General features: G+C 45.4%; 21 protein-coding genes. 16 read left to right on the plus strand and 5 right to left on the minus strand.

All coding sequences use genetic code 11. The features are described 5' to 3' along the window. The first annotated feature begins 3 nt into the window (after window positions 1-3). Together MKX75_RS13630 and MKX75_RS13635 are read left to right on the plus strand one after the other, a co-directional pair. A complete protein-coding gene (locus MKX75_RS13630) occupies window positions 4-1,179 on the plus strand; it encodes a Ger(x)C family spore germination protein (protein ID WP_062834305.1) in 1,176 nt (391 codons plus the stop codon). 44 nt (window positions 1,180-1,223) lie between these two features. Next, on the plus strand, window positions 1,224-1,442 hold the full coding sequence (locus tag MKX75_RS13635) for a hypothetical protein (protein ID WP_062834306.1): 219 nt from the start codon (window positions 1,224-1,226) through the stop codon (window positions 1,440-1,442). Between the two features lie 95 nt (window positions 1,443-1,537). On the opposite strand, the gene MKX75_RS13640 is transcribed toward MKX75_RS13635, so the two are convergent. Further along, window positions 1,538-2,812: a stalk domain-containing protein gene (locus tag MKX75_RS13640; RefSeq protein ID WP_339170006.1), complete on the minus strand. Its 1,275-nt coding sequence runs from the start codon at window positions 2,810-2,812 to the stop codon at window positions 1,538-1,540. Between the two features lie 183 nt (window positions 2,813-2,995). Between MKX75_RS13640 and MKX75_RS13645 the strand changes: the two genes are divergently transcribed. Together MKX75_RS13645 and MKX75_RS13650 are read left to right on the plus strand one after the other, a co-directional pair. Continuing rightward, complete coding sequence (locus MKX75_RS13645) at window positions 2,996-3,364, plus strand: hypothetical protein (RefSeq protein WP_076331060.1); 369 nt, start codon at window positions 2,996-2,998, stop codon at window positions 3,362-3,364. 18 nt (window positions 3,365-3,382) lie between these two features. Then, on the plus strand, window positions 3,383-4,615 hold the full coding sequence (locus tag MKX75_RS13650) for a sialidase family protein (protein ID WP_076331061.1): 1,233 nt from the start codon (window positions 3,383-3,385) through the stop codon (window positions 4,613-4,615). 79 nt (window positions 4,616-4,694) lie between these two features. Here MKX75_RS13650 and MKX75_RS13655 read toward each other — a convergent pair whose 3' ends face one another. Beyond that, a complete protein-coding gene (locus MKX75_RS13655; protein WP_127548373.1) occupies window positions 4,695-5,120 on the minus strand; it encodes a hypothetical protein in 426 nt (141 codons plus the stop codon). A 42-nt stretch (window positions 5,121-5,162) separates the two neighbouring features. After that, on the minus strand, window positions 5,163-6,398 hold the full coding sequence (locus MKX75_RS13660; RefSeq protein ID WP_339170008.1) for an ATP-binding protein: 1,236 nt from the start codon (window positions 6,396-6,398) through the stop codon (window positions 5,163-5,165). A 167-nt stretch (window positions 6,399-6,565) separates the two neighbouring features. Between MKX75_RS13660 and MKX75_RS13665 the strand changes: the two genes are divergently transcribed. After that, entirely contained in the window at window positions 6,566-6,874 is a 309-nt protein-coding gene (locus MKX75_RS13665; protein ID WP_076331064.1) for a hypothetical protein, read from the plus strand. A gap of 175 nt (window positions 6,875-7,049) precedes the next feature. Then, entirely contained in the window at window positions 7,050-7,631 is a 582-nt protein-coding gene (locus tag MKX75_RS13670; RefSeq protein WP_339170459.1) for an alpha/beta fold hydrolase, read from the plus strand. 144 nt (window positions 7,632-7,775) lie between these two features. On the opposite strand, the gene MKX75_RS13675 is transcribed toward MKX75_RS13670, so the two are convergent. After that, window positions 7,776-8,828 (minus strand): 2-dehydropantoate 2-reductase N-terminal domain-containing protein, encoded by a 1,053-nt coding sequence (locus tag MKX75_RS13675; RefSeq protein WP_339170010.1) that lies wholly within the window; start codon window positions 8,826-8,828, stop codon window positions 7,776-7,778. Between the two features lie 203 nt (window positions 8,829-9,031). Here MKX75_RS13675 and MKX75_RS13680 point away from each other — a divergent pair, with 203 nt between their 5' ends. The 8 genes from MKX75_RS13680 (at window position 9,032) to MKX75_RS13715 (ending at window position 20,557) form a co-directional block, all read left to right on the plus strand. Beyond that, window positions 9,032-9,613, plus strand: coding sequence for a TetR/AcrR family transcriptional regulator (locus MKX75_RS13680; protein WP_339170013.1), 582 nt, complete (start codon window positions 9,032-9,034; stop codon window positions 9,611-9,613). Next, window positions 9,594-10,592 (plus strand): helix-turn-helix domain-containing protein, encoded by a 999-nt coding sequence (locus MKX75_RS13685; protein WP_339170015.1) that lies wholly within the window; start codon window positions 9,594-9,596, stop codon window positions 10,590-10,592. The genes MKX75_RS13680 and MKX75_RS13685 overlap by 20 nt, the downstream gene beginning before the upstream one ends. 130 nt (window positions 10,593-10,722) lie before the next feature. Then, window positions 10,723-11,517 carry an SDR family NAD(P)-dependent oxidoreductase gene (locus tag MKX75_RS13690; protein ID WP_339170017.1) on the plus strand — a complete coding sequence of 265 codons (795 nt, stop codon included), beginning with the start codon at window positions 10,723-10,725 and terminating at the stop codon, window positions 11,515-11,517. A 187-nt stretch (window positions 11,518-11,704) separates the two neighbouring features. Next, entirely contained in the window at window positions 11,705-14,524 is a 2,820-nt protein-coding gene (locus MKX75_RS13695) for a glycoside hydrolase family 2 TIM barrel-domain containing protein (RefSeq protein ID WP_339170018.1), read from the plus strand. Window positions 14,525-14,753: 229 nt separating this feature from the next. After that, window positions 14,754-15,494 carry a LytTR family DNA-binding domain-containing protein gene (locus MKX75_RS13700; RefSeq protein ID WP_339170020.1) on the plus strand — a complete coding sequence of 247 codons (741 nt, stop codon included), beginning with the start codon at window positions 14,754-14,756 and terminating at the stop codon, window positions 15,492-15,494. A 1-nt stretch (window position 15,495) separates the two neighbouring features. Beyond that, complete coding sequence (locus MKX75_RS13705) at window positions 15,496-16,794, plus strand: GHKL domain-containing protein (RefSeq protein ID WP_339170023.1); 1,299 nt, start codon at window positions 15,496-15,498, stop codon at window positions 16,792-16,794. Between the two features lie 110 nt (window positions 16,795-16,904). Continuing rightward, window positions 16,905-18,956, plus strand: coding sequence for a serine hydrolase domain-containing protein (locus MKX75_RS13710; protein WP_339170026.1), 2,052 nt, complete (start codon window positions 16,905-16,907; stop codon window positions 18,954-18,956). A gap of 197 nt (window positions 18,957-19,153) precedes the next feature. Next, the gene (locus tag MKX75_RS13715; protein ID WP_339170028.1) at window positions 19,154-20,557 is read left to right on the plus strand and encodes a PQQ-binding-like beta-propeller repeat protein; all 1,404 of its coding nucleotides are present in this window, start codon (window positions 19,154-19,156) and stop codon (window positions 20,555-20,557) included. Window positions 20,558-20,647: 90 nt separating this feature from the next. On the opposite strand, the gene MKX75_RS13720 is transcribed toward MKX75_RS13715, so the two are convergent. After that, window positions 20,648-21,322: a class I SAM-dependent methyltransferase gene (locus tag MKX75_RS13720; RefSeq protein ID WP_145147592.1), complete on the minus strand. Its 675-nt coding sequence runs from the start codon at window positions 21,320-21,322 to the stop codon at window positions 20,648-20,650. A 188-nt stretch (window positions 21,323-21,510) separates the two neighbouring features. Between MKX75_RS13720 and MKX75_RS13725 the strand changes: the two genes are divergently transcribed. Together MKX75_RS13725 and MKX75_RS13730 are read left to right on the plus strand one after the other, a co-directional pair. Further along, entirely contained in the window at window positions 21,511-22,500 is a 990-nt protein-coding gene (locus MKX75_RS13725; protein ID WP_339170030.1) for an SDR family NAD(P)-dependent oxidoreductase, read from the plus strand. Between the two features lie 231 nt (window positions 22,501-22,731). Then, window positions 22,732-24,762: a methyl-accepting chemotaxis protein gene (locus MKX75_RS13730; RefSeq protein WP_339170032.1), complete on the plus strand. Its 2,031-nt coding sequence runs from the start codon at window positions 22,732-22,734 to the stop codon at window positions 24,760-24,762. Window positions 24,763-24,812 lie beyond the last annotated feature (50 nt).

A 24,812-nucleotide genomic window follows, 5' to 3' on the forward strand; every position in this document is an offset into this window, starting at 1 on the left:
CACTTGCGAATATGCAGAGTACTACTTCTGCTGATATTGTCTTGTGTGCTGTTAAGTGGCTGCTGGGATCGTATCGAAATTAACGATTTGGCCATCGTGCTGGCTACGGGGATCGATTACGAAGAGGGCAAAGTACAATTGACTTCACAGATATTTGTTCCGCGCAAAGCAGGTGGAGGAGATAGCAGTGGGAGCGGAGGCAGTCCAAGCGGTGTCACATTGATTCGAACAGCGGAGGGGCGTACGATTGCCGAGGCGTTGAATCGGCTGCAACGGAAAGTTCCCCGAAATATGTTCTGGGGGCACTGCGAAGTCATTATCATTAGTGAACAAGCCGGCAAGCGCGGTATTCGCGAGTACATCGATTTCTTCCTGCGTTATCCTCAGTTCAGGGAGCATGCGTATGTCTTTTCCAGCGAAAAGGCGGCGAAAGATATCCTGGCGTTACTTGATCCCCTGGAGCGGAGTTCTGCTGAATCATTGCGTGAGATGGCCAATCTGAAGCTAGGTACACGTGTCACTGCACTTGAACTGGCTAAATCCATTGAAGGACCAAGCACTTCCGCCATTTTGTCTCGCATGTTAGTCTTACCCCCAGAACCCGATCAGGATAAACTGACGACTACACCATATGTGAAAGGTCTGAGCTTGTATAACAAGGATCGCTATGTCAAAACGGTTAAGGAACCAATGAGCGTAGGTGTATTGCTACTCGCAAAAGAGCTGAACAACATTATCATGCCTGTTGAGTTTGAGCCGTTAGAGGGTTCGTTCTCGATTCGACTCATTGAAATTAAAACGGCCTTGAAGCCACGAATTGTAAACCAGCATTGGAGCATGAAGGTGGATATCCAAACCAGCGGAGAAGTGGTGTTAAATACGACGGATGCCAATCTAACGGATCCCGCTGTGTTAACTAAACTGGAACAGGAATGGTCTGCCAAGCTCACATCTCTGGCTCATGATGCTTTAGACCTGTCCCAGAAGGAGCTGCGCTCCGATTTCTTCAAATTTGCAGTTGAATTCCGCAGATATTATCCGAAGCAATGGAAGAAGCAGGAGAAGAACTGGGAAACCCTCTATCCTGAATTGGACGTGGAAGTTAAAGTGGATGCACACGTAGTGCGTACCGGTAAATCAACCGGACCACAGGGGATACCGAATGAGGACGAAACTTAACAGCATTTGCTCCTGTTACAAGCTTGAGAAAGAGAGGTGATTGCATGAAACTGGGCTCAATCCTTGGAATCCTGATGTTGGCGACTGCAATAGTGTATGGAGAGTGGAGGAGTAGCAAAGAGAAGCGAGCCAGAATAGTGACAGCAGGAATTACTGCTGTGGCGGCTGTCATTGGAATCATTCTTCTCTTTCAACCTCGTTTGCCCGGTCCGACCCAGATTGTGAAGCTTGTATTTGGAAGCGTGGATAAACTTATGAAATAAATGGATAGCAAAGAAGGACCAAGTCTCTGACAAGAGAGATTCGGTCCTTCTTTTATTTTAAGTGAAATGTAATTTATTCATCCACTCAAAGATGTCTATTCTTTGATGACAGATGCATTCACGGCATCTTCCATCTTCGTATTGTACGAACGGAACAGACCCAGGCGCCAGAAGGCAGCTCCTTTCAGGTCATAACGTTTGGCAAGACCCAGTTTATCATCCACAGAGGACGGCGTTTCACTGCTTAAACTGATACCGAGAAGCAACTTATTTTTGGGGACACCAGCTTGAAGAGCTTGCTGAATGGCTTGGTCCACAAGGCTATTGGGTTCGGGTACCTGGGATTTGGTGCCAACCGGATTATACTGATAGGCCATAATAATAAGATCATCTGCAATAGAGGCAAGTGTTTTGTAATCATATCCTTTATAAGCACTGTTTAGCGGCGGTACCGCCAGAGATAAGGCTGTGTCTTGGGGTAAGGAACTCTTCAATTGTTTCACATAAGCATTGAGCAACTTCTGTTGTTCTACCGCATCCAGTTTAAAACCCAGTCCTTCAAAATCCAGAACAACTCCGCCAAAACCATGCTCAGCTACCGCAGCAGTTATACCTTCAATCGATTTCTGTCGCAGGCGGCTGTCACTCAGAACTTTGGTCAGTTCACCATTTCCATCCAAGGCATACACCATGAGCTGTGGTTGGATCTGCTGATCCGCTGCGTCAGCAACGATGGACTGCGGCGTAATATCACCCGCAGCAGCAGGGAGGCGGTACTCATCACCTTGAAGGGTGAATTGTCCATTGCGATCAATGCGGCTCCAGCCAAATGCTACAGAATTCATGGAAGCAATAAGATCCTTTTCTTGAAAGGATTGCAATGCATAGAAGGCTCTCAGATGCATTTCGCGCTGTGGTGAGACGAGGGAGACCGTTTTGGTTGCCTGATTCCAGCGCGCACTTACACCGAATTGGTTACTGAATGAACTGAGTGGAATGAGTACACGTCCTTCCCGCTGAACAGGTGCTGCAGGGAGTGTAACTTTTTTTCCATTTACGGTCGCTGTGGTGCTGCCAACTTGTAATAGCACCTCGGTCGTTTGTCCGTTCACAGTGTTCGTCGCTTTTACAGTCTGTGATTTGCTGTTCCAGGTAATATCGATACCAAGGGCTTCTCCGACCGTCCGAAAGGGAACGTAAGTGACACCTTTGTCTATCCGGGGTACTGCATCAAACTTCAGGGGAACATCATCCAATTGAACGGTAATGGCTGGAGCAGCATAGGCTCCACCGATATTTGGGGTACTTCCAAGGATAGAGAGAGCAATTACAGTAACCGCAGCAATTTTTCCTGCTCGTTTAATGAACATCGTATAATTCCTCCAACTTTCTACATAAGTAGTCGAATCATGTTTTGAACAAAATCTAGTAATCTAGCATATGTAGCATAACAAAATTTTCATATCGTTCCAATATAAGAGTTGGATGTTTAGTCATACGGATGGCAGGAATCATAATATAATCTAATAAACATAGCGGAAGGAGTGTGCTTTTTGCCAAACTCTACGGGCTTTATTTACAATCCAACTTCGGGTGAGACCCAATCCACACAGCTGATAGTAACATGCATTAATGATTCCCTCAATTCACCTGCCAATGTTGAGCTGGAAGTTTTCAGGTGGGACACCACTCAAGCGGCGCGCATACCCATTGGTCATGATCTTTTTGAATTACTTCCCCAAGCAACGAGAAGCTTAATCTATCCACTGATTAATGCGGCTTTTTATGAAGTGCAAAGTGATTATTTCAGTGCCACAAGTACGGTCATTCATGTATACGGTGTTAATTCTACAGGCCAGATCATTCAGCGTGTGCTTCAATCGGAGATGACTTTGATTGACCGCTTCACAAATATCCCTTAAACGAAAAGAGGTGAGCAGATGGTAGTAGTGAATATTACTGGAGCTTTGGCAGGCAGTCAATTTGAACCCTCGATTGCGGTTAATACGTTGAACCCGAGTATCATGTGTGTAGTTGCTGTGGATACCAGTACAGGACCCACATTGACTGGCTTCTATAGGTCCATTGATGGAGGCAGTACCTGGTCGACCACTGTACTTCCTCAACCAGCTGGATATGCAGGGGCAGAAGCACCAACAATTGACTACACGTTTCCCAATACCTTCATCGTTACCGTTCACTTGTTTAACGGGATCAACGATGGAACCATTGCAAGTTATACCTCATTTGATGATGGACTAACGTGGCAGCCACCAGTTATTGTACAGGCGGGTTTCGGTACCATTGTTCATAATGATGAACCGTACATAGCCGTTGATCGTTCCCCAGGAAGCCCATATCGAGGCAATGCATATGTCGGTTACACACCGCTTGCTACCGCTTCTTCCGCCATATTTACGCAAAGGTCACTCTCGCAAGGAATAACCTGGGAACCACCTGACCGACAGTCGAATCCGCGAGGAATCCATGACCGGGCAGCGTTGGCTGTTGGATTCTCAGGTCAAGTCTACGCGGGATATATCATTACGGGTCCTGCCAGTCCTTCCGCGCTATTGCGTATTTCGTATGATGGGGGGATTACCTATCAACCCCCTCTAGAGCGGCAGGCTACGTTCATCTCATCCGTTGTACCTGCACCTTCGCCCTTGCCTGTACCGAATTACGCTTTTCGAGTACAGACCAACTTAAGTTTGGGCGCGGATATATCGAATGGACCTAACAGTGGGACTGTGTATGGCGTTTGGAATGATGCACGTGCCGGATATACCGATATTTTATTCTGCGAATCTCCCGATGGCCTTCTTTGGTCAGATCCAGTCAGTATTACAGGCGCACCTCCAGGCACGCAGAATTTCTTCCCGTCGATCAGCGTGTCACCTTTTGCGGGCACGATTCGAGTTATTTATTACACAAATCGAATTGACGGGTTCCTACTGGACGTCTTTGTTGCGGAATCTTTTAATGGGGGTGCCAGTTTCACCAACCGACGGATCACAACTACATCCTTTAATCCCAATGGCAACTCTCCGATGCCCACAGTACTGATTGGAGATTATATTACTGCGGCCACCGTCAGTCCGGATAATCTGGCAGCGGTGTGGATGGCTACAACGCCGCCCACGGGTAAGCTGGATGTTTATTTTGGAAACTAATTCAGTGTAAATGGAACACCCCCATACTCTTAATCTTTATGGCAAACAGATTAAGAGTATGGGGGTGGAGGTATTCATGTTAATCCGAAACGACAAATCCATCGAAACTCTCAGGGCCTACCCGAACCGTTCCGAGCAAGTTGGTACTGATAAATGCGGAGTAGGTTAATTGTGGCACGATCGGAATGTTAAAGTCACTGGCAGAGAAGACAATCACTTCAGGGTTAAGCAGACCATTCAGACCATAGGTGTAGTTTCCGGAGTAAACGATCGGATCGGTTGCAACTGTGCCTCTTACAATAATAATCCTAACTTGAAATAGAGCAAGCGGTAATTGTACCGTTATGGTTCCTTTTAGGGAGACTCTCAGATTGGTTCCCGCTCCAGCCGTTTGCAGACCAATCTGGGCGAATAACTGAGGCGTGTTAATCACTGGAATCGGTATGGAAATGGAATTAAACAACGCAGCATTTTGCGATGATCGAGCATCCAGAAATTGGGTCAATGTATATACCTCCTATCTGTTTCAGATAGAATAATATATTCATCATTCAGAGATTTGCATGGACGTTGGTGCAGCACTGGAAATATTAAAGGCAAACCGACTGCCCAAGTCACTCGTCTCTTTAAGCCATACCACGCCACCCATCAATTCAGCGAGTTGTTTACAGATGGACAGGCCTAGCCCCGCTCCTCCATATTTTCCTGAGTTACCATGAATCTGGGAGTACGATTTGAATAACAGATCCTGGCGATCCTGGGGGATGCCGATGCCCGTATCGATTATCTCGTAAGATGCATGGAGTGTACCTTCTGGATCAGCAGCTACCTGAGTAGAGATACATACTTCACCTTTCTCTGTGAATTTCAGCGCATTGCCAACGAGATTAATTAGAATCTGACGGACTTTATGACGATCACCTATAAGCACCAGATGATCATTTATATTGTATTCTGCGTATAATCGGATTCCTTTTTTTTGTGCTTCAGAGGAAAACAACTGTAGTACGTGATCAACTGTGTCAGTGACACTATAGGGATTGATTTCCAAAGAAATCGCACCCGCTTCCGCTTTAGAGTAGTCCAGAATTTGATCCATCATCGATAGAAGGCTGGCGCCACTTGACTCGATGACATTAACATATAACGATTGATCCTCATTTAGTCGGGTAGACTGCAACAGATTGGCCATTGCAAGAACACCATTCATCGGCGTGCGGATTTCGTGACTAAGGACGGCAAGCAGATTTTTCTTCTCTTCAAGCACTCTTGCAGCCGTTTCTTCCGCATGTTTTAACTGTTGCAGCGTCGTTTCCATCTCAAGAAGACCCGTGAAAAATGAAGACAAGGAGAGAAGCAGATCCACGTCCTTTTGTTGATAGGAATAGAAATCCTGATCAAATGAGCAGAGGGAGCCGTAAATTTCTCCGTTTTCATTATGTATGGGTACACCGACAAATGAACAACCGCCTACGAATTCGGTAGCGTCCATATGTCTGGTTAATGGATGAGTCAGATTATTATTTATCACCAATGGGCCCTGACTATGTTCGGTCACAAGCGCACAGTATGACTCGGCGTTGTCAACGACTAGCCCCTCACCCAGAATTAGTTTGTCGCGATTATATACGTTCAGAACTTTGGTCGATAGGTGATCCAACTGGGCGATACAAAACGTATTTGCAGGAATTAACCTGCTCGCTGTATCCATAACATTAGCAGCCGAATCATATAATTTATGTGAGACAATGGACAGTACATCAATGAATTCTGTTTTCAACATCTTGATTTGACTCCTCCTGATTGTAGAAATTCGTTGTGCACTTGTATGTACCAGTATATATGAATTCATAGAATAGAGCATGCATGGTTTTGACAGTGAAAGACGAAAATGAGAAAATGTAATGCTGTGGAACATGTATGTATTAATAAAATGTTGGAGGCAGATCAATGAATCAGCGTTTTCGAATTACCCGATCCATGCAAGAAAGCAATGCGGAACAATCCATCTCCCTGGAAGAGTGTAAACTCTACTTCGCATCCAAACCCGATTTTACCTATTCAACGGTTCTTAACATTGTCGGAGCGGAGAGCACCATGTCCATTGATGGTGACTTTTTTATGTGGGACCTTGAAGGAGCACAAATAGCTTTTCGTTTGTACATGGGAGATCTATATGTAGCTATCTCTAACGAAGCTATTGTACCCAAAATGATTGAAATTGCAACAGATCTGCACGCAGATATCGTTGAAGGATAAAAGAATTAGCGAACTAGAGTTCAAATTTCAAACATGATAACGTAGTTTTCCTTGGATAATCCTGTAAAAATGAGGCTAAAGGTTCATTTATATTCCATATGTCAGCTTGTAATATATGGAATATAAATCATTTTACAGGAGAGTGAATGAAGTGAAAAAGACTAAATTAATACTTATGGTATTCATGAGTATGATCCTTACCTTATCGATACCTGGAATAGGCTCAAGTTCAAAGGCTTCTGCAGCTACAGCACGTACGCCCATTGTATTGGTACATGGATTAACCGGTTCAGATAGCAATTTTACAGCGATTGAGAGTTATTTGCGTAGCCAAGGGTGGACGAGAGAGGAAATATTCGCTATTGACCTCCCGAGCAAACAAGGAAACCAGCTGTTGAATTCCGCAGCAATCAGTCGATTCGTAGATGATGTACTACGGGAAACAGGTCACACGAAAGTCAATATTGTAGCGCATAGCATGGGCGGAGCCAATAGTCTGTATTACATACTTAACCGTGGAGGCGCTTCTAAAGTGGATAAGTTGATAACCCTTGGCGGGGCTAATCGATTGACCACAACTACAGCTCCGAGTGGAATAAAGGTGACTTCAATCTATTCCACCAGTGATACAATTGTTTCCCCGACACTTTCTCGTTTGAGCGGGGCCAACAACATTTCCGTTTCCCTCGTATCTCATATCGGTCTGCTGTTTAATTCCCGGGTGAATGCCCTGATTAAAACGGCTTTAAATGAGTAGCCTCATTACAAAATGCATATTCTTCATAGATATAAAATGATGAACTTGAACACGACTGACCACTCAGGGCAGTCGTGTTTTCGTATTGCGGAGTGAAACAAAGAAGAGGTCCCTGCTGGAGAGCAAGGACCTCTTCTATTTATTTTAACGTCGTGTAGATGCGCTCGCTGCTTCATGTTCAACTACACGTTGCAGTAATTCCTTCAATGCCTTCATGGGACGGCCTTGGCGTTGGCCTTCAATTATTGAATTCCGCAAAGATTCCACATCTTGAGTGCGTACCTTCCCACCATGATGGAAACGATTGAAGGCTTGATAATCGAGAGGCAGCATATCCCGTTCCATGTTAAGTTGTATTTTTGCCGTCATGCGTGCGCCCATCACAACACCCATCATTTTGCCGACAAGACCATGACTAGGCAAGGCTGCTATCTCACCTTGGGCACGGCAAGCGAGCTGCCAAAGTTCTGTATTGGCAATAACAGTCGAGAAGGGAGGCCAGCCCAAAATATCACAAGCAGCATATACAGGAAAACCGATACTGGAGTAAATATTGAACATGGCCGGGCTTACTCGACCACAGCGCGAGACTTTAGATTGATTATACAGCGCGATAAATTGTTTAGCTGCTGCTTTGTTATTGGATTCTACCTGGAAACCGACGTTGTTCGTCGGGTGTTTGTAACAGACAATGGCTTGAGCAACCTGTTTGGGATCGGTGGGCTCGTGGACAGGTAAATCAGCCGAGGATTGATGACTCAGCGTACCCAGTATTCCTCTTAGTAACTGATCCTCTCGAATCTGCATCACCTCCAGATAATGTTCACGGATTCCACTCCCAAACCCGCACATAATGACAGTGGTTGTGGAGTTCAGCACAACATTACCTATCTTGGACAGCAGTTCGATACCTTCTGGTGTGCGACTCGCATGACCATCCAAGGTGACAATAATATATTGATATTGCTGACGCTTGATAGCTGCTACATCTTCAATGACATGATAGCCGCTAAAATCTTTGAGAGAAGCATCGTCATAACAATAGAGTTTCTGAGGAGCATGGAAAGCTTCTATTCGTCCCTTTCGCACTAGAAAAGTCAGATCAGCACTAGCTAAGCGAAGGTGGTAACCCACTGAAAATCCAACAGCTCCTGCGCCGACTATTAAAACTTTAGGTTGTTTTGAGATAGTTGTCATATGGATTGCTCCTCTTATATGGTTGAAATCGAATTATGCATTTGGATCCTTGTTATTAAATGAACATGTGTTGATTTGATATCGCAATGTCAGTATAATCTACTCATCTCTGCAATCACAATCATCAATAGATGTGATAGTGTTATGAATTCAACAGTTCGGCTTATGTTTGTTGAGAAGATGATAATAAGAGGGGTTAGCTCATGGTTGGAATCAAAAATAATAGAAGAACTAAATATACGATGGAGCTTATTAAAGAGGTCTTTCTAGAGCTGTTAGAGAGCAAAAAATTACCTCAAATAACGGTAACTGAAATATGTAAGCAGGCGGATATCAATCGGGGGACGTTTTATTTGCACTACAAAGATCCTTATGAATTGTTTGAAGCCTTGCAGATGGAATTTACGCAAGAAATCATGGAAACGTTAGGACAGGGGACAAGTCCCTGCACAACAGAGCAATCGATGATTAATCTGCTGAACATCATTCAGGATAAGAAAACGATCTATCAAATCCTGATTTCGGAGAGTGGAGAAAATAACTTTTTATCACAAGTTCTACTGGAAGACTTTCTGCTAAAAAATGGAGAAGACGCGGGCAGCCAGAAGACATTTACAATGGACTATACGCTCACTTACATGGTTCATGGTTCCTTAGGCATCATCAATCAATGGCTGGAATCCAATAGCGAGGACAGCCCGCAAACGATTGCTCGTCTTATTTCTTCTTTGGGTCATCAGAATATGGCTAAAGGATATCGTAAGCATGAAGATACAATTGAATGATCGAATTAAAGTTCATCCAGGCTTTTGGGCAGGATTACATCAATTAGGGATTGGTGCTGACGACGTAGCTCACACTGCACAACTGCCTCTAGAGGTAATCAATCAACCTGTAGTGACCCAAGCTCAGTACTTTGCAATCTGGCAGGCCTATTCAGATCTCATTGGGGACACTGCCGAAGGCATCATCAAACTTGCAACTGGATATGAAATATCGAAGTATCCTCCGCCTGTTCTGGCGATGTACCATGCTCGTGATTATCGGGATGCGTTGAATCGAATGGTCCGTTACAAGCAAATGTGCCCTCCCGAGAGCTTGCAGATGAACGAAGCAGGGGAAGAATGTATCATTGAACTCGAATGGTTACATAAGGAGCAACCAGGTCCGCCATTGCTGGTGGGTATTACCCTGGCATTCTTGATCGAACTTGGACGGAGGGGCACAGGACAGCCATTGACTGCAAAAAGGGTTGAATTCTCGCAACCAATGGGTGACGTAGCCATACTCGAAGCTTACTTCGGCTGTCGAGTCCATACCCATTCCAACTATAATCGGGTGACGCTAGGGCGGAAAGATCTGAGTCTTCCATTTCTTTCGTATAACGAGGAGTTACTGGAGATTCTGACCCCGGCACTGGAACGGTCGCTGGACGAACAGGAGAGCAGTCGATCCATTATTGAAGTGGTCAAATGGATTATAAAACGCAGCCTCACTGGAAAGCGCCCTGACATTCAGACGGTCGCCAAAGAGCTTCGCATGAGTGATCGTACTTTGCAGCGGCGACTGACAGAGGAGAACACAAACTTCAAGCAATTATTAACCGAGGCCAGACGTGAGCAGGCCCGAGAGTACCTTGCAGATCCTTCGCTCGATATCAAAGAAGTGGCATTCCTGGTTGGATATGAAGACCAGAATTCGTTCTATCGTGCGTTCCGAAATTGGGAAGGGGATACACCTTCAAATTGGCGTGTCAGGCATTAATACTGGCGCAAAGTGCTAGTTACTAGTCCCTTCAGACTGCGTAATATTATACCTATCCGGTGCATGAAGCTGTTGGCAAGTTTCAAGAAGCACCTGCCGGATAGTTGTAATCAAGAAGGAGAAATGCAGGATGGATATGGGACTAAAAGAGAAAACAGCATTAGTTACAGGATCAACAAAAGGAATCGGTAAAGCAATTGCTTTAGAGCTCGCCCGAGAAGGTGTTCATGTTCTGATTAATGGACGCAATGATGAAGAGGTGGAACGAACCGTTCGTGAAATCAAGTCCACTTTTCCGGAGACCTCTCCACTAAAGGCTACGGCTGATCTTGTGGATCTGGAGCAAAGACAAGCTTTATTCGAGAAGTTCCCTGAGGTTGATATTTTAGTGAATAGCATGGGCATATATGAGATCATGAGTTATGAAGACGTGAACGACGAAGTATGGGAAAAATATTTCCGTACGAATGTATTGGCTGCCAATGGCTTGTCTCAATTTTATTTACCTAAAATGGTGAAGAACAATGACGGACGTATTATTTTTATCGCGAGTGAGGAAGCTCTTATGCCCTCAGGCCAGATGCCCCAATATTGCATGACCAAGTCAATGTTGCTTTCATTATCCAAAAGTCTGTCCAAACTGACAGCAGGAACTGAAGTTACGATCAATACGATCATGCCAGGGCCAACACTGTCTGAGAATGTGCGTGATATTATTGAAAGCATATACCCTGATGAGGCGCTGACTTTCGAGGAAAAAGAGAAAGATTTTATGAAGAGCAATCTGCCTCAGTCTGAATTGCAGCGATTCATCAAGCCAAGTGAAATCGGCAGACTCGCAGCTTTTGTATGTAGTCCGTATGCTTCAGCTTTTAGAGGCTCTCCCATTCGTATGGACGGGGGCATGGTTCCCACCATATTTTAAATTTGTTCAGGATATAGCATATGTAACGATGAGAAGTCGCCAGTATTGGCGACTTTTTTATTTGTAAATGATCTATGCGAGGAGCATCAATCGAGTTTATAATACAGGTATGATTTACGAAAACGGTTTCTCTTTCTTGGAAGCGATTACTTATATCGATTATTTGAATCTAAAAGGGGACATTATCATGATAGCTGCAATAAATCTGGAAGGGTTCTGGAAACTCCAACTCGATGAAAATAAGGTGGAAAGTGGTCTGAATTTCTCAGACGTCATTACATTGCCCAATACCACATCGCATGCGGCCAAGGGCAAGAAAAACGAGAAGGTGTTAATCGGTGCGCTAACGGATGAGTATTTATTTGAGGGTTATGCATGGTTTGCACGAGAGATTGAAATTCCCGAACACTTGGCTGGCAAACGGTGTTTCTTACATTTGGAACGAACTCGAGTAACCACAGTCTGGATCGATGGGGTGGAATGGGGAACGCAAAACAGTTTGAACACACCTCACCGTTACGAGATCGAGGCAGGGCTATCCGCTGGATCACATACAATTACGATTCGAGTGGACAATACCGATTATCCAACCAAAGGCGGTCACCTTACATCCGAAGACACACAGACGAATTGGAACGGCATCACCGGGAAGTTGGAACTTCAATTTTTCGAGCGTGTTTTCCTGGATAATGTTCAAGTTTACCCTGTTCTGGCGACTCGATCTTTCGACATTAAGGCAGCACTTATCGGTGACTTGCAAGGAGTGCGAATCGTGGTATCAGCTGTTGCTGTCAGTGCAGATCCGGTGTTTAGGACAGAGGAACAGATTTTCGCTCCGGATTCGCAGGAGATCCAGCTGACGTACACAATTGGTGAAGATGCGATGTTATGGAGTGATGATGAACCTAATCTGTACCAACTTCACATTCAACTGCAAGATCAAGATGGCGAAGTGCTGGATTCCACCGAAGTATGGACAGGATTACGGGAATTCCGGGCTGCCGGAGACAAATTCACCATTAATGGTCGCAAAACGTTTCTTCGAGGCAAACATGACGGGCTGATCTTTCCGCTCACGGGATACGCGCCAACCTATGTGGATGAATGGGTTCGCATTCTCGCTATCTCCAAGTCCTACGGTATCAATCACTACCGTTTCCATACCTGTTGTCCTCCGGAGGCTGCTTTTATTGCAGCGGATCTGCTCGGCATCTACATGGAACCTGAGCTTCCGTTCTGGGGAACCATCACCGATGAATCATCAGATGGGCATAATCAAGCAGAGCAGGATTATTTGATTAGCGAAGGATTTGCAATGCTGCGTGCTTTTGGTAATCATCCTTCGTTTGTCATGATGTCCATGGGGAATGAATTATGGGGAAGCAAGGACAGATTGAATTCGATCCTGAAGGCATACAAAGCATATGATCCTCGTCATCTATACACGGAAGGTTCCAATAACTTTCAGTTTGTGCCGGACATTCTGGAGGAAAGTGAATTTTTCTGCGGAGTGCGTTTCTCCAAAGAGCGCCTGTTCAGAGGCTCGTATGCGATGTGTGATGCTCCGCTTGGTCACGTGCAGACCGACTTGCCAAACACGCTGAAGGATTATGATTCGAACATTGTGCCGACGCAAGGCAACGATGCTGATCCTTCTGGGCAAACGGCGAACAAAGAGATTCAGATTCAATATGGGACAGGCTCGAAAACAGTGCAGGCGGAAGCCGGAAGTGAGCAACTTGTCTCACACGTACCGATCATCTCGCATGAAATTGGACAGTACGCCACGTTTCCTAATTTCGAGGAGATTAGCAAATATACGGGTTCTCTCAAAGCGAAGAATTTCGAAGTGTTTCGAGAGCGTCTGGAAGCCAAAGGACTGGGACATCTGGCGGAAGCCTACTTCAGAGCCTCTGGTAAGCTCGCGGTTGCGTGTTACAAGGAAGAGCTGGAAGCTGCTTTTCGTTCGCAGCAACTTGCCGGGTTCCAGCTACTGGATCTCCAGGATTTCAGTGGTCAGGGAACAGCGCTGGTGGGTGTGCTGGACGCATTCATGGATTCCAAAGGCATGATTACACCTGAGGAGTGGAGAACGTTCTGTTCCGATGCTGTGCTGCTCGCGAGATTCCCCAAATATAATTATCAAGCAGGTGAATTGTTCGAAGCACGCATTGAACTAAGTTACTTCCGGAGACAAGCGTTAGATGGACTTCAATTGAAGTGGGAACTTCAAAGCGAGCAGATCGAAGGAAGCATCCAATTGGAAGGGAAAGCAGACCTGCCAGCGACTCATGGAGAACATTATGTGAATATCACAGATCTCAGCATTCGCATTCCTGAAGTCTCCGATATGGCCCAAGTGGAGCTTAGACTGTCCATTCTGGGCACGGATATCCGTAAGTCGTACGACCTGTGGATCTACCCAAATCAGCAAGAAGTGGACCTGAGCGGTTTAAATCTATTTACCGAACTCTCGGAACAGGCGTTGGCGTTGCTTGAGCAGGGCGAGGATATTTTACTTTTCCCGAACCCCAATCAGATTCAACACGCGATCGAAGGTTTCTACAGCACCGATTTCTGGTCTTACCCCATGTTCCGTTCGATATCGGAGAATATGAAGAGAGAAGTTCCTGTGGGTACAATGGGCTTGTTGATTCAACAGGACCATCCGGCCTTCGAACATTTTGTCACAGAGGAGTACTCGACCTATCCGTGGTGGAGCATCGTATCCGAGTCGTCATCCATCATTCTGGATGGGCTGAATAAAGACTTGCAACCGATCGTGCAGACCATTGATAATTTTGAACGGAATCATAAGCTCGGACTGTTAATGGAGTGTCGGGTGCAGAATGGTAGAGTGCTTATGGGGGCGCTGAATCTGGAGAGTCTAATGGCAACGTTGGAGGGAAGACAGCTGTTATACAGCTTCCAGCGTTACGTACAAAGTCCGGCGTACCAACCAGCTACCTGTCTGGAAGTCGATGAGCTTCGCCAGTTGTTGAACTAAGGTTAGTAGGGAAGAGGCAGCGTGTTCCTTATTTTCACAACGTATTCATAGAAATATGCCCTTATAGACCCTTCCACGAATGGAGGGGTCTTTGGCATTTGTTTCTTTCTCTTGCACTTTAGGGTCAGTATAATGCATTTCAGCCCAATTCGACTCCGAAACCTGTGTTAAAATAGTATATTCGAGAGTGAAATGCAGAGTCGATGTCGATGAAAGGCGGATGTCCCCCATGTTCAATATTGCAATCTGTGATGACGAGGAGCAGCAGCGAGAACGTGTGAAATCCATGCTGGTCTCCTTGTCTGTAAAAACCAATTTTGATTTTCAAATAAGCCTATTCACATCTGGTGAACAATTGCTCTCACACTACAGAGAGGTTGGGGATACATTCAATATTCTCATCTTGGATGTGGAGATGGGCGGAATGAACGGGATTCAGACCGCTAAAGAGATTAGGAACATGAAGTTTCTGGATGTACAGATTATGTTTCTGACCAGTTACCCGGAATATATGGTGGAGAGCTTTGATGTCATCACCTTTCAATATCTGATCAAGCCCATCCAGCCGCAAGTTTTCGAGGAAAAGATGATTAAGCTGTGTCAATATTTTCAGGCATTGGACAAAAAGTATGTACTGATTAAGTCAGAGTATGATGAACTTCTTTTGAAATATGATGATATTCTCTGGATTGAGGTCGTCAAAAGTTTAACGATCAAAAACAAATTGAAGTTTGTGACCGAGGAAAATGTGCATGAGACTAAAGGTGTTATATCGAGTTACGCATCAGGGTTGAAAGACCATGGTTTTTTGCAGATTCATCGCTCAATTATCATTAACTTGATGCATGTTCAGAAGTTTTCCGGTACCCAAGTCGTCATGTTGAATGGAACGGAACTGCCCATAGGCCGATCCAAGGTCAAGGAAGTCAAGGATGCCTATACCAAATACATGATCATGAGGATTCAATGATATGGATACCTACATGATCTTTTCCATCATTTTCGTGACCTTACTTATGGCATTTCAGGCAAATTTTTTTTTTGATTCTGTGTTGGGCAAGTCCAGGCGGAAGTCGCATAGAGCTATTTATTTTATCGTTTTTATTCTGCTTTGTTATTTTTATTTGGTTTCTTCCTTCTCGGACATCGTTTCTACTGCTGTTGCCCTGCTATTATTCTTCAGTCTGGCACAATCCTATGAAGTGGAGTTCAAAATCAAACTTGTTTTTACCATCCTGTATGCGGTTCTGATTACGATGGCGAATACGATAGCTGTATATATTCTCGGAGTTTTGGAATCCACAGAATTCATCTCATGGGAACAGTTCAACGGAGAAAACCACTGGATTCTATCCAAAGTGATGCTGGTTGGTTGTAGTATCATGTTCATTGTTATTCAAATTGTACGTTTAGTGGCCAAACGCAGAAGCTTTACCGTGCATTATCGTTATTATTTGCTGTTTCTCATCGTACCTATTATTACAATCTATCAGATCAATGTGGCCTCCATATATAGTGAAAAAAACATATTCTACGTCTTTTCTGTACTAGGCTCTCTATTTCTCAACGTGTTCATTGTTTATGTATTCGATAATATGGTGGAAAAGGTACAGCTTGTGCATGAAAATGCCCAGTTACAGCGTCAGATGGACTATCAGGATGCCAACTATGAGAAGACCGTTCACAGTTACAAAAGCATTAAATCCATCATCCATGATATTAACCAGCAGTTTCTGTATATCGATGAATGTATTCAACGTAACGAACTGGCGGCGGCAGGTGACCATATCAAGTCTACATTAAATACCATTGAAGGTGCGTACCAGCGGGTGAACTCCGGCAATCTGGTCATTGATGCTCTCGTTACGAATACCCTCGCTATGGGGCAGGCAAACGGGATCAAAATCGACACCAAAATCCAGCTCCACTCGCAGCATGTCCAGATTGATCGATACGATCTGTGTGTGGTGCTCGGTAACATGCTCGATAACGCAATTGAAGCTTCCAAGAAGGTCAGACAAGCGGAGGATCGATATATCCTCATTGCCATTCACTCCACATCATCTGCACTCGTTATCCAGATTATGAATCATGTTGGGCAACCGATCGTTGACTTGAAAAGTGAAAAGCCCAATCCCGAGTACCATGGGATCGGTCTAACCAATATATCGAGAATGTGCGAGAAATATGGTGGACATATGAGTATTGAGCATCAGCATCGGAAGTTTAACAACATGGTCGTGCTTCCGTTCCACACCGACAATCCCTGAACCTGCCGTTCAGGGATTGTTTTTTTCCATTCAGGGTTCTTTTGCGTTCGATCTATATCTTCCCGGTTATGATGAATTCATTCATAAGAACATTTGAGGGAGGACATGGGATGAAGAAATTAATTAGTCTTTTATGTACAGCGGTGCTGGTCATTACACCGCTGGCAGATGTCAGAGCAGAGGCGAATAACAGCGGTACGATTGAGGCACGGGCGGAGCAGATCGCCAAGGCGATGGTGCAAAACTACGGTGTCACCAGTGTGCAATATGCGATCATGGATGAAGGAGAATACATTTTATCAGATAGTGTAGGACAGCACGATAAGGCATCACAGAAGCCAATAGACAAGGATAGCATGTATGGCATAGGCTCGGTTAGCAAAATGGTTGTTACGGCAGCTGCCATGAAGCTGGTCGATTCCGGCAAAATAGATCTGGATGAGCCGCTTACTTCGTATATCAAGGACTTTAAAATGGCAGATGCACGCTATACTCAAATCACACCGCGCATGTTGATGAATCATTCATCCGGTCTATACGGTACACATTATGGAAACAGCATGTTGTTTGACGATAATGACACCCGCAATCATGATGAGTTATTGCTCAAACTTCAGTCCGAAAAACTGAAATCCAAACCTGGCGAATACTCCGTCTACGCCAATGACGGTTTTCAATTGCTTGAAATCCTGGTTGAACGGGTGAGTGGGTTAAGCTACAGCGAATATATCGCCAAGTACATCAGTGAGCCGTTGAAGTTGGAATCAACGAAGACACCACTAGATTCCTTTGACAGAGCGCAGTTATCCGAAACCTATTGGCCTACACTTGAGATGACGATGCCTACCGAAAATGCAAACATTATCGGCACAGGCGGAGTGTACTCTACCGCAGAAGAATTGAGTCAATTCGGAGAGGTTTTAATGGGGAACAGACCGGATATTCTGTCCGAATCTGCTGTGAAGGCTATGCAATCTCATGAATATCGGAAGGGCATATGGGTATCTGATGAGCAAAATACGATCAATTATGGCTTGGGGTGGGATTCGGTTGACCTTGCACCTTTCAGCGATTATGGGATTACCGCGCTTGCCAAGGGCGGAGATACCATGTTGTACCATGCCGTGTTAATCACCATACCCGAACATGATATTTCAATGGCGGTCCTATCATCTGGCGGATCTTCCGTCTACAATCAGATGTTTGCTAGCAAAGTGCTGCTGGACGTTCTGGCGGATCAAGGCATCATTGATAATGTTCAACCTGATCAGACATTCTCACCACCTGTCAAAGTGAAAATGCCGACGGAGTTGAATTCGTACTCAGGCCTATATGGTACGGTAGGTGCTACACTGGATATAGCGATCAAGGATGGTGAGATGCAACTGCCTGCCTTGCTGGGAGGAATCATTCCGGAGCAGAACTATGTGTATACAGGCGATGAACATTTTACGAGTATGGATGGCAGTGTGAAAGCCAGCTTTGTAAAAGAACGTAATGACAAGGTGTATGTTAAAGTTCAGGCGACAATAACGTTGCCCGGTTTAGGCCAAACGGTGATGAACACGTATGATTATCAAAAGTTGGAGCATAACGCGCTGGACGCAGCAACGAAAGAGAAATGGACAGCACGTAACGGCTCAAAATATTACGCATTGGATGAAAAAATAACGTCGATCTTCTATCTGCTTCCATCGATGCTGATCAAGAATCTATCCGTTGATACCGAAAATGGCTACGCTAATGGCACGCAAATCATGGATGCGAACAACGCAGAGAATGTTGCCGAGATTCCTGTAATGAACGGAAGAGACGCATTCGATCTGCAATTCTATACAAAGAATGCCGCAGAGATTTTGATTCAGGATGGGCAGGAATACATTGCAGAGGATGCCATTACTCCGATCTTTGGTGGGAAAAAGGCACTCACGACCATTCCGGCTAACGGTCAGGCCCGGTGGTATGAGATCGACGCGCGTTCGGCTAACAAATCCATCACGGTGGTTTCTCCTGAGAGCGGAGGTTATGCGGTGTATGATGAGAAAGGCGAGATGGTTCACTTCTCTGTAGCAACCAATCAGGAGTCGATGAAGCTCCCGAAAAGTGGTTTTATCGTTTTTGGTGGTGATGCCGGGGATGTCTTCCAAATCCAATTAAAGTAAAGCAGAAACTTCATTAATACAAAGTCACGTTTGTAACTTTTCACCGAAAAATATAGTTATCAAGAAGTCGCCTAGTGGCGGCTTTTTTGATATTCTCTTTGAATAATTTAACAATCTGGTAACTATTTGGCCTAATCACACGTTATGTTTATGTAGTTATATATCAGGCTAATTTTCAATAGGAGGAATCACTATCCATGATCAATATACGTAAACGTCAAATGAATAAGCGTTGGAAAAGAAGAGCAGGAAGACCCATCATTGCAGGCATTACTGCCGGAATGCTAATGGTTCAGGGCGTTCTCGGCGTGTTGCCATCTCAGGCACATGCTGAAACATCGGATGTATCCATCCGTAACTGGTATTCGTATCAACGAATCACTGTACCTGAACTGAAACCTTCTTGGACAGCGAAAGTAGATAACTATTTGAATATGAACGAGACATATGCTGGAGTTAATGCGATCGCAGAAGAAGGCAAAGTATTCACGTTTGCTGGATCGAAGCTGATTGCACTCGATGCGACAACAGGTAAACGGTTGTGGACTTACGGCAAAGAACTGACGCCTTATATTACCTATCAAAGCGGCGTTCTCTATGGACTGACCATTGATCACAAGCCATATGCCTTGAATGCAAAGACAGGCAAAGCAAAATGGCAGTCAGGCACATCCACCTGGATTGATACGTATAACCGTACGGAAGCTCTGATTCCAACGTTGGATACCCTCTACGTAATTAAGGGGAGTACAACGTTTGCACTGGATATCCAGTCAGGCAAACTGCGCTGGGAAGCAGATGAACCATTAGGTGAAGGTAATGGTACTGAGTATCTGAGAGAATCTAATGGTGTGGTGCTGAGAACCTTTTTTGTCCAAGGGGCACTTACATCCTTACAGCTTAATGCCTATGACAAGAAAACGGGCAAGAAGCTATGGGGTCATTTTGGTCAGGGGGAAGCTATTCAGATCAAAGACGGACTTGTATACTCAGCGGACTACTATTCTTCAATGTTGGGAAATGATGAGTCTTCACCAGAACGAAAATGGAAAGTCAATGCGTACAATCTGAAGACCGGTGTGTTAAAAGGAAGTCAGGAGTATAAGTGGACCATTGAGGGGGATCCACCGTATGTAAATGGGTATGGAGGGATATTTTCCGATAAAGACAAACTATACATTTTACAAGGGAATACGATAGCGGAGTATCCGTTGAATTTGACCAAGTCGGGAACCGCGCCACTTCGAACTTTTCACCGTCCTTACGGGGAAAATATGGTATGGCTTGGCGTTACACAGGAAAGGTTGATCTTCAAAAACGGAAACACGGGAGAACTTACAGGCATCAAGCTGGCTAATGGTCAAGAGGTCCAGTGGCAAGGTGATGCCCCCGTTTCTCAGATTGATGTTTACGGCAAAAGCATGTATCGAGCGCAACGTAACGGCACTCTGCTTGCCCTCAATATGTTGTCGGGTCAGCCGGTCTTCCGCGTCTCCACCGGTGGAGATATACACAACACAACGTTGAAGACAAACGGGATGATGATTATTCAGACCGAAGGCAAACTAATCGGCGTTAAGCTGCCAGCATCGCTGAAATAAGCGATTTTCGTTTTAGCTGCATCTGCCGCTGAACGAAAATCATTTGAAAAGACCGGATTACGAGCACGGTTGCTCATAATCCGGTCTTTCTTATTTTTGCGCGTAAAACACCGCAAAGTCCAAGTATTTGTACATGCAGTCCGCTACACGAAACCCTGCGTCCTCTAACCACTCCAATTGATCCTCGAGCGTGGCATTGATATCGACCTTTCGTCTTTCGATCGAAGCCGAGATGGCTTCCTCAGACAGACCGCTTCGATGAATCGCTTCTAGCCAGCAATGGCGGTAATAGCTATCCGTATCGGGGGTTCTTCCCTGAACCTGGTCTGCGTTGATGAAGCGTCCACCTGGTTCTAACAGCTGGTGCACAGTTTCAAATACCTTTTTCTTGTCAGCGTGTGTGAGATGGTGAATAGACAGGGAGGAAATAATCATATCGTAGGAACTGGTAAAATCGTAGTTGGAGTAATCCCCGACGACATACTGTACTTGGTTAGCATCAGCAAATCTTCGACGTGCTCCTTCGAGCATTTGATCACTAATATCGATCAGCGTTAATCGCGCGTTGGGATACTTTTGCAGGACCAATCCGGAGAGCAGTCCCGTTCCTGCACCCAGATCAAGAATACGTGGAGAATCAAGCGGGCTTACCATTAGATCCAGGGCCATTCCATAAAAATCATCAAAACAAGGGATAAGCTGCTTACGCTGCACATCATAATCTTGGGCTACCTTATCAAACAGCTGCTTTACTGAGAATTGCATATGCTCATCACTCCTTGACGTTTTCTCCATAGTTTACAAACGGGAAGGGATCAAGGGAAATATCGATTATGGATAAGTTCATAGGTTGGACCTATGGGTTCCGAGTTTCTACCATGGGTAATAACCCATTTGACTTAGAGTACACTCTAAGGTGTAGACTTTGCAAAAGAAGAACTATTCCAAAGGAGATGAACAGATTGACACAGGAGAATAATTTTAAAACTTTACAACATAAAATCGGCTCTGGCTTCAACCATAACAGCACAGCGCAGGATGTATTGAGAGATCTGGATTTATCCGGACAACTTGCCATTGTAACGGGTGGTTATTCCGGCCTTGGGTTGGAGACGACACGCGCGCTTGTGAATGCGGGAGCCCATGTTGTGGTGACTGCGCGTCGTCCAGCGGTCGCGAAAGAAGCACTTGCTGGTCTGGAAGGTGTTGAAATAGATGAATTGGACCTCGCTGATTTATCCAGCGTGCACGCTTTTGCTGATCATTTTTTGGCGAGTAATCGGAGCATCGACATGCTGATTCTTAACGCCGGCATCATGGCTTGTCCGGAGACGCGGGTAGGTCCTGGTTGGGAAGCTCAATTTGCAACTAATCATCTGGGCCACTTTGCCCTGACTAATCTGTTATGGCCAGCACTGGCAAGTCAGGGTGGAGCACGAGTTGTTTCCTTGGCATCAGCTGGACATCATTTCTCACCGATTCGTTGGGATGATATTCAATTTGAACATGGTTATGAGAAATTCCCTGCCTATGGACAGTCCAAAACAGCAACGATTTTATTCAGCGTTGAGTTGGACAGACGCGGTGCTGAGCAAGGGGTACGAGCTTTCTCCGTTCATCCAGGCGGAATTATGACACCACTGCAACGTCATATGCCAAAAGAGGAAATGATTGCGCTAGGTTGGATTGATGAATCTGGAGAAGTGGCTAATCCTGCGTTCAAAACACCTGAGCAGGGGGCAGCGACGCAGGTCTGGGCAGCAACCTCTCCTCAGCTTGAGGGAAAAGGCGGTGTCTACTGCGAGGATTGTGACATCAGTGAACTGGCTCCAGCGGATGGAGGCTTCTACGGAGTCAAAGAGTATGCGATTGATCCCGAGCAAGCTATTCGTTTATGGGAGCTATCGGCTAAGCTGACTCATACGGACATAGGACTCTCCTGAACATGTAATTAACTTGTGCACGAGATAACGATATTGCATGAGAAACGACTTGCGGTGTTGATCCAGCCCAAATGCTGGTTCCGCAAGGCGTTTTTTATTTATTTCTGAAAACATCCATTTAAATCCATGAAAATTTTCATTTATCTTTAAGTTAAAACTAATCGTATCCTCATCTACTTCATGCTTAATAGAGGATAAGCTACGATACATCATACATAAGGAGAAACGCCTATGAAAATCAAGAAAAAACTCGGTACAGTCAGGAACCGTCTGGTAGCCTCATTTTTAATCGTATTGTTGCTTCCCAGTCTGGTTATCGGAGGATTCGCCTATCTGACCGCCAAACAGCAAGTAGATACACAGCTCGCCAACATGGCCGACACGGACATATCGCTCGTTAGCAGCATGGTCAACCAATACATACAAGCTAAACAATCAGATGTGGGTCTCTTAGCCGAATCCATTGCATCGACGAATCCGGAAACCGCATTAAAAGCCTATACCAATAACCATTTGGAGGTCGAATCGGCGATCTTCGTTAACAGCGACGGACAACATGTGTACGCTTTTTCCAGTCAGATCCAGCCAGACAACGATAAACCTCTGGAGAGCGAATACTATACGAAGGCGATTGCCGCTCCAGGACAGGTTGTTCTGACAGAGCCGTTCACTTCGGAACAGTCGGGTAACACGGTAGTGACCATAGCGAAAGCGTCCAGTGACAGCAAGTCAGTCGTCGCCGTAACCCTGGATTTAAGCACTCTGCAAGAGACTGTAGGTCAGATCAAAATTGGAGATAACGGCTTTGTCGTCATTTTTGGCGCGAATGGCTCTATGATCGTAACTCCACCTTGGGGGACTGAAGGTCCACAGGGTGAGGAAGCGGAAACCGCTAGTGCAACACCGGTCAACGCTGCTTCCAATGCAGAACAAGACAGCCCTCAAGGTGAGGGAGGACCTGGGACAACGATGTTTGAGGGCGACTCCGGGCAAATTGAGCAAAGCTCTCCTGAAGGAGAAACACGCCAACTCGTCTATATTACCAATCAGCTTACGGGTTGGAAAATCGCAGGGGATCGCTCGCCGATCGAGATCGTGCAAGCAGCCAAACCCATCTGGAACAATACTTTGATAGTTATCTCCGTGTTTGCCCTGTTAGGTATAGGGATGACCATCTTGATCGTGCGTTCGATCACCAAACCGCTCAAAACATTGAATGATGTATCCGGGGAAGTCAGTCGGGGAGATTTGAGCCGAAGTGCATCCATCCATTCGAATGACGAACTGGGTCAGTTGGGTGATGCCTTCAACCTGATGGTCGGTTCCCTGAATTCCATTGTATCCGAAGTGCAAAATTCGTCTAATCAACTGGTCGCCGCTTCGGAACAGTTATCCGCTAATGCGGGACAAAGTGCTACGGCAACTGGACATATCGCTGAGACGATTGAACAGATGGCAGAAGGCGCCGAAAGACAGGTCACGCTGGTTGAAGAAAGCCTGCGTACCATTCATCATGTGGCGGAGCAAATCGGTCATATCGCCAATAACGCCTCAGCAACAGCTATAGCTACAGAACAGGTTGCGGAGAAATCCAAGGAAGGCGGACAGGCCATCAATGGCGCTGTAACACAAATGGGAACCATCCACCATTCCGTAGGCCGTGTGTCGGATGGCATTAACCATCTGGTTCAGACTTCGTTGGAGATCGGGCAAATCATCAAGGTGATCTCCGATATCTCCCGTCAGACCAATTTACTGGCTTTGAATGCGTCCATTGAGGCTGCACGGGCAGGTGAGCACGGCAAAGGTTTTGCCGTTGTAGCCAGAGAAGTAGGTGCACTCGCGGAGCAGGCAGCTAATTCAGCGAAGCAAGTCACTACACTAATTGGCAGCATCAATGAAGGAATCCAGCATGCGGATCAATCCATGATTGAGGCGATTGGTGAGGTTTCCAAAGGGATGAACGTCATGAATACGGCGGGCCAGCTCTTTGAAGAAATCACCTTGTCCGTGGATACGGTGAACAGCAAAGCCAGCGAAGTGTCCACGATGGCCGATGATATCGTTCAAGAAACCTCTCATGTGGTGGCGAAAATCGAGGACATTTCTCATGTTTCCCGGGAAACGGCGGAAGGAGCACAGACGGTATCTGCGGCAACTGAACAACAGCTTGCTTCAATGCAAGAGATCAGTTCATCTTCATCTTATCTGGCTCGCATGGCATCACGCCTTCAGGAACTCACGGAAAGGTTTAAAATCTAAAGAGAATGCGATTAATTATAATGAAAACAACATAATCTCAAACAAAATCT

This window comes from Paenibacillus sp. FSL R5-0341 (genome assembly GCF_037975235.1).
In the GTDB taxonomy this organism is placed as follows: domain Bacteria; phylum Bacillota; class Bacilli; order Paenibacillales; family Paenibacillaceae; genus Paenibacillus; species Paenibacillus amylolyticus_A.

What these genes read in the sequence shown, in the direction of transcription:
- MKX75_RS13635 (WP_062834306.1), top strand. Translation starts at nt 1,224, where the DNA reads ATGAAACTGGGCTCAATCCTTGGAATCCTGATGTTGGCGACTGCAATA.
- MKX75_RS13640 (WP_339170006.1), bottom strand. Translation starts at nt 2,812, where the DNA reads ATGTTCATTAAACGAGCAGGAAAAATTGCTGCGGTTACTGTAATTGCT.
- MKX75_RS13650 (WP_076331061.1), top strand. Translation starts at nt 3,383, where the DNA reads ATGGTAGTAGTGAATATTACTGGAGCTTTGGCAGGCAGTCAATTTGAA.
- MKX75_RS13660 (WP_339170008.1), bottom strand. Translation starts at nt 6,398, where the DNA reads ATGTTGAAAACAGAATTCATTGATGTACTGTCCATTGTCTCACATAAA.
- MKX75_RS13665 (WP_076331064.1), top strand. Translation starts at nt 6,566, where the DNA reads ATGAATCAGCGTTTTCGAATTACCCGATCCATGCAAGAAAGCAATGCG.
- MKX75_RS13670 (WP_339170459.1), top strand. Translation starts at nt 7,050, where the DNA reads ATGGTATTCATGAGTATGATCCTTACCTTATCGATACCTGGAATAGGC.
- MKX75_RS13675 (WP_339170010.1), bottom strand. Translation starts at nt 8,828, where the DNA reads ATGACAACTATCTCAAAACAACCTAAAGTTTTAATAGTCGGCGCAGGA.
- MKX75_RS13680 (WP_339170013.1), top strand. Translation starts at nt 9,032, where the DNA reads ATGGTTGGAATCAAAAATAATAGAAGAACTAAATATACGATGGAGCTT.
- MKX75_RS13685 (WP_339170015.1), top strand. Translation starts at nt 9,594, where the DNA reads ATGAAGATACAATTGAATGATCGAATTAAAGTTCATCCAGGCTTTTGG.
- MKX75_RS13690 (WP_339170017.1), top strand. Translation starts at nt 10,723, where the DNA reads ATGGATATGGGACTAAAAGAGAAAACAGCATTAGTTACAGGATCAACA.
- MKX75_RS13695 (WP_339170018.1), top strand. Translation starts at nt 11,705, where the DNA reads ATGATAGCTGCAATAAATCTGGAAGGGTTCTGGAAACTCCAACTCGAT.
- MKX75_RS13700 (WP_339170020.1), top strand. Translation starts at nt 14,754, where the DNA reads ATGTTCAATATTGCAATCTGTGATGACGAGGAGCAGCAGCGAGAACGT.
- MKX75_RS13705 (WP_339170023.1), top strand. Translation starts at nt 15,496, where the DNA reads ATGGATACCTACATGATCTTTTCCATCATTTTCGTGACCTTACTTATG.
- MKX75_RS13710 (WP_339170026.1), top strand. Translation starts at nt 16,905, where the DNA reads ATGAAGAAATTAATTAGTCTTTTATGTACAGCGGTGCTGGTCATTACA.
- MKX75_RS13715 (WP_339170028.1), top strand. Translation starts at nt 19,154, where the DNA reads ATGATCAATATACGTAAACGTCAAATGAATAAGCGTTGGAAAAGAAGA.
- MKX75_RS13720 (WP_145147592.1), bottom strand. Translation starts at nt 21,322, where the DNA reads ATGCAATTCTCAGTAAAGCAGCTGTTTGATAAGGTAGCCCAAGATTAT.
- MKX75_RS13725 (WP_339170030.1), top strand. Translation starts at nt 21,511, where the DNA reads ATGAACAGATTGACACAGGAGAATAATTTTAAAACTTTACAACATAAA.
- MKX75_RS13730 (WP_339170032.1), top strand. Translation starts at nt 22,732, where the DNA reads ATGAAAATCAAGAAAAAACTCGGTACAGTCAGGAACCGTCTGGTAGCC.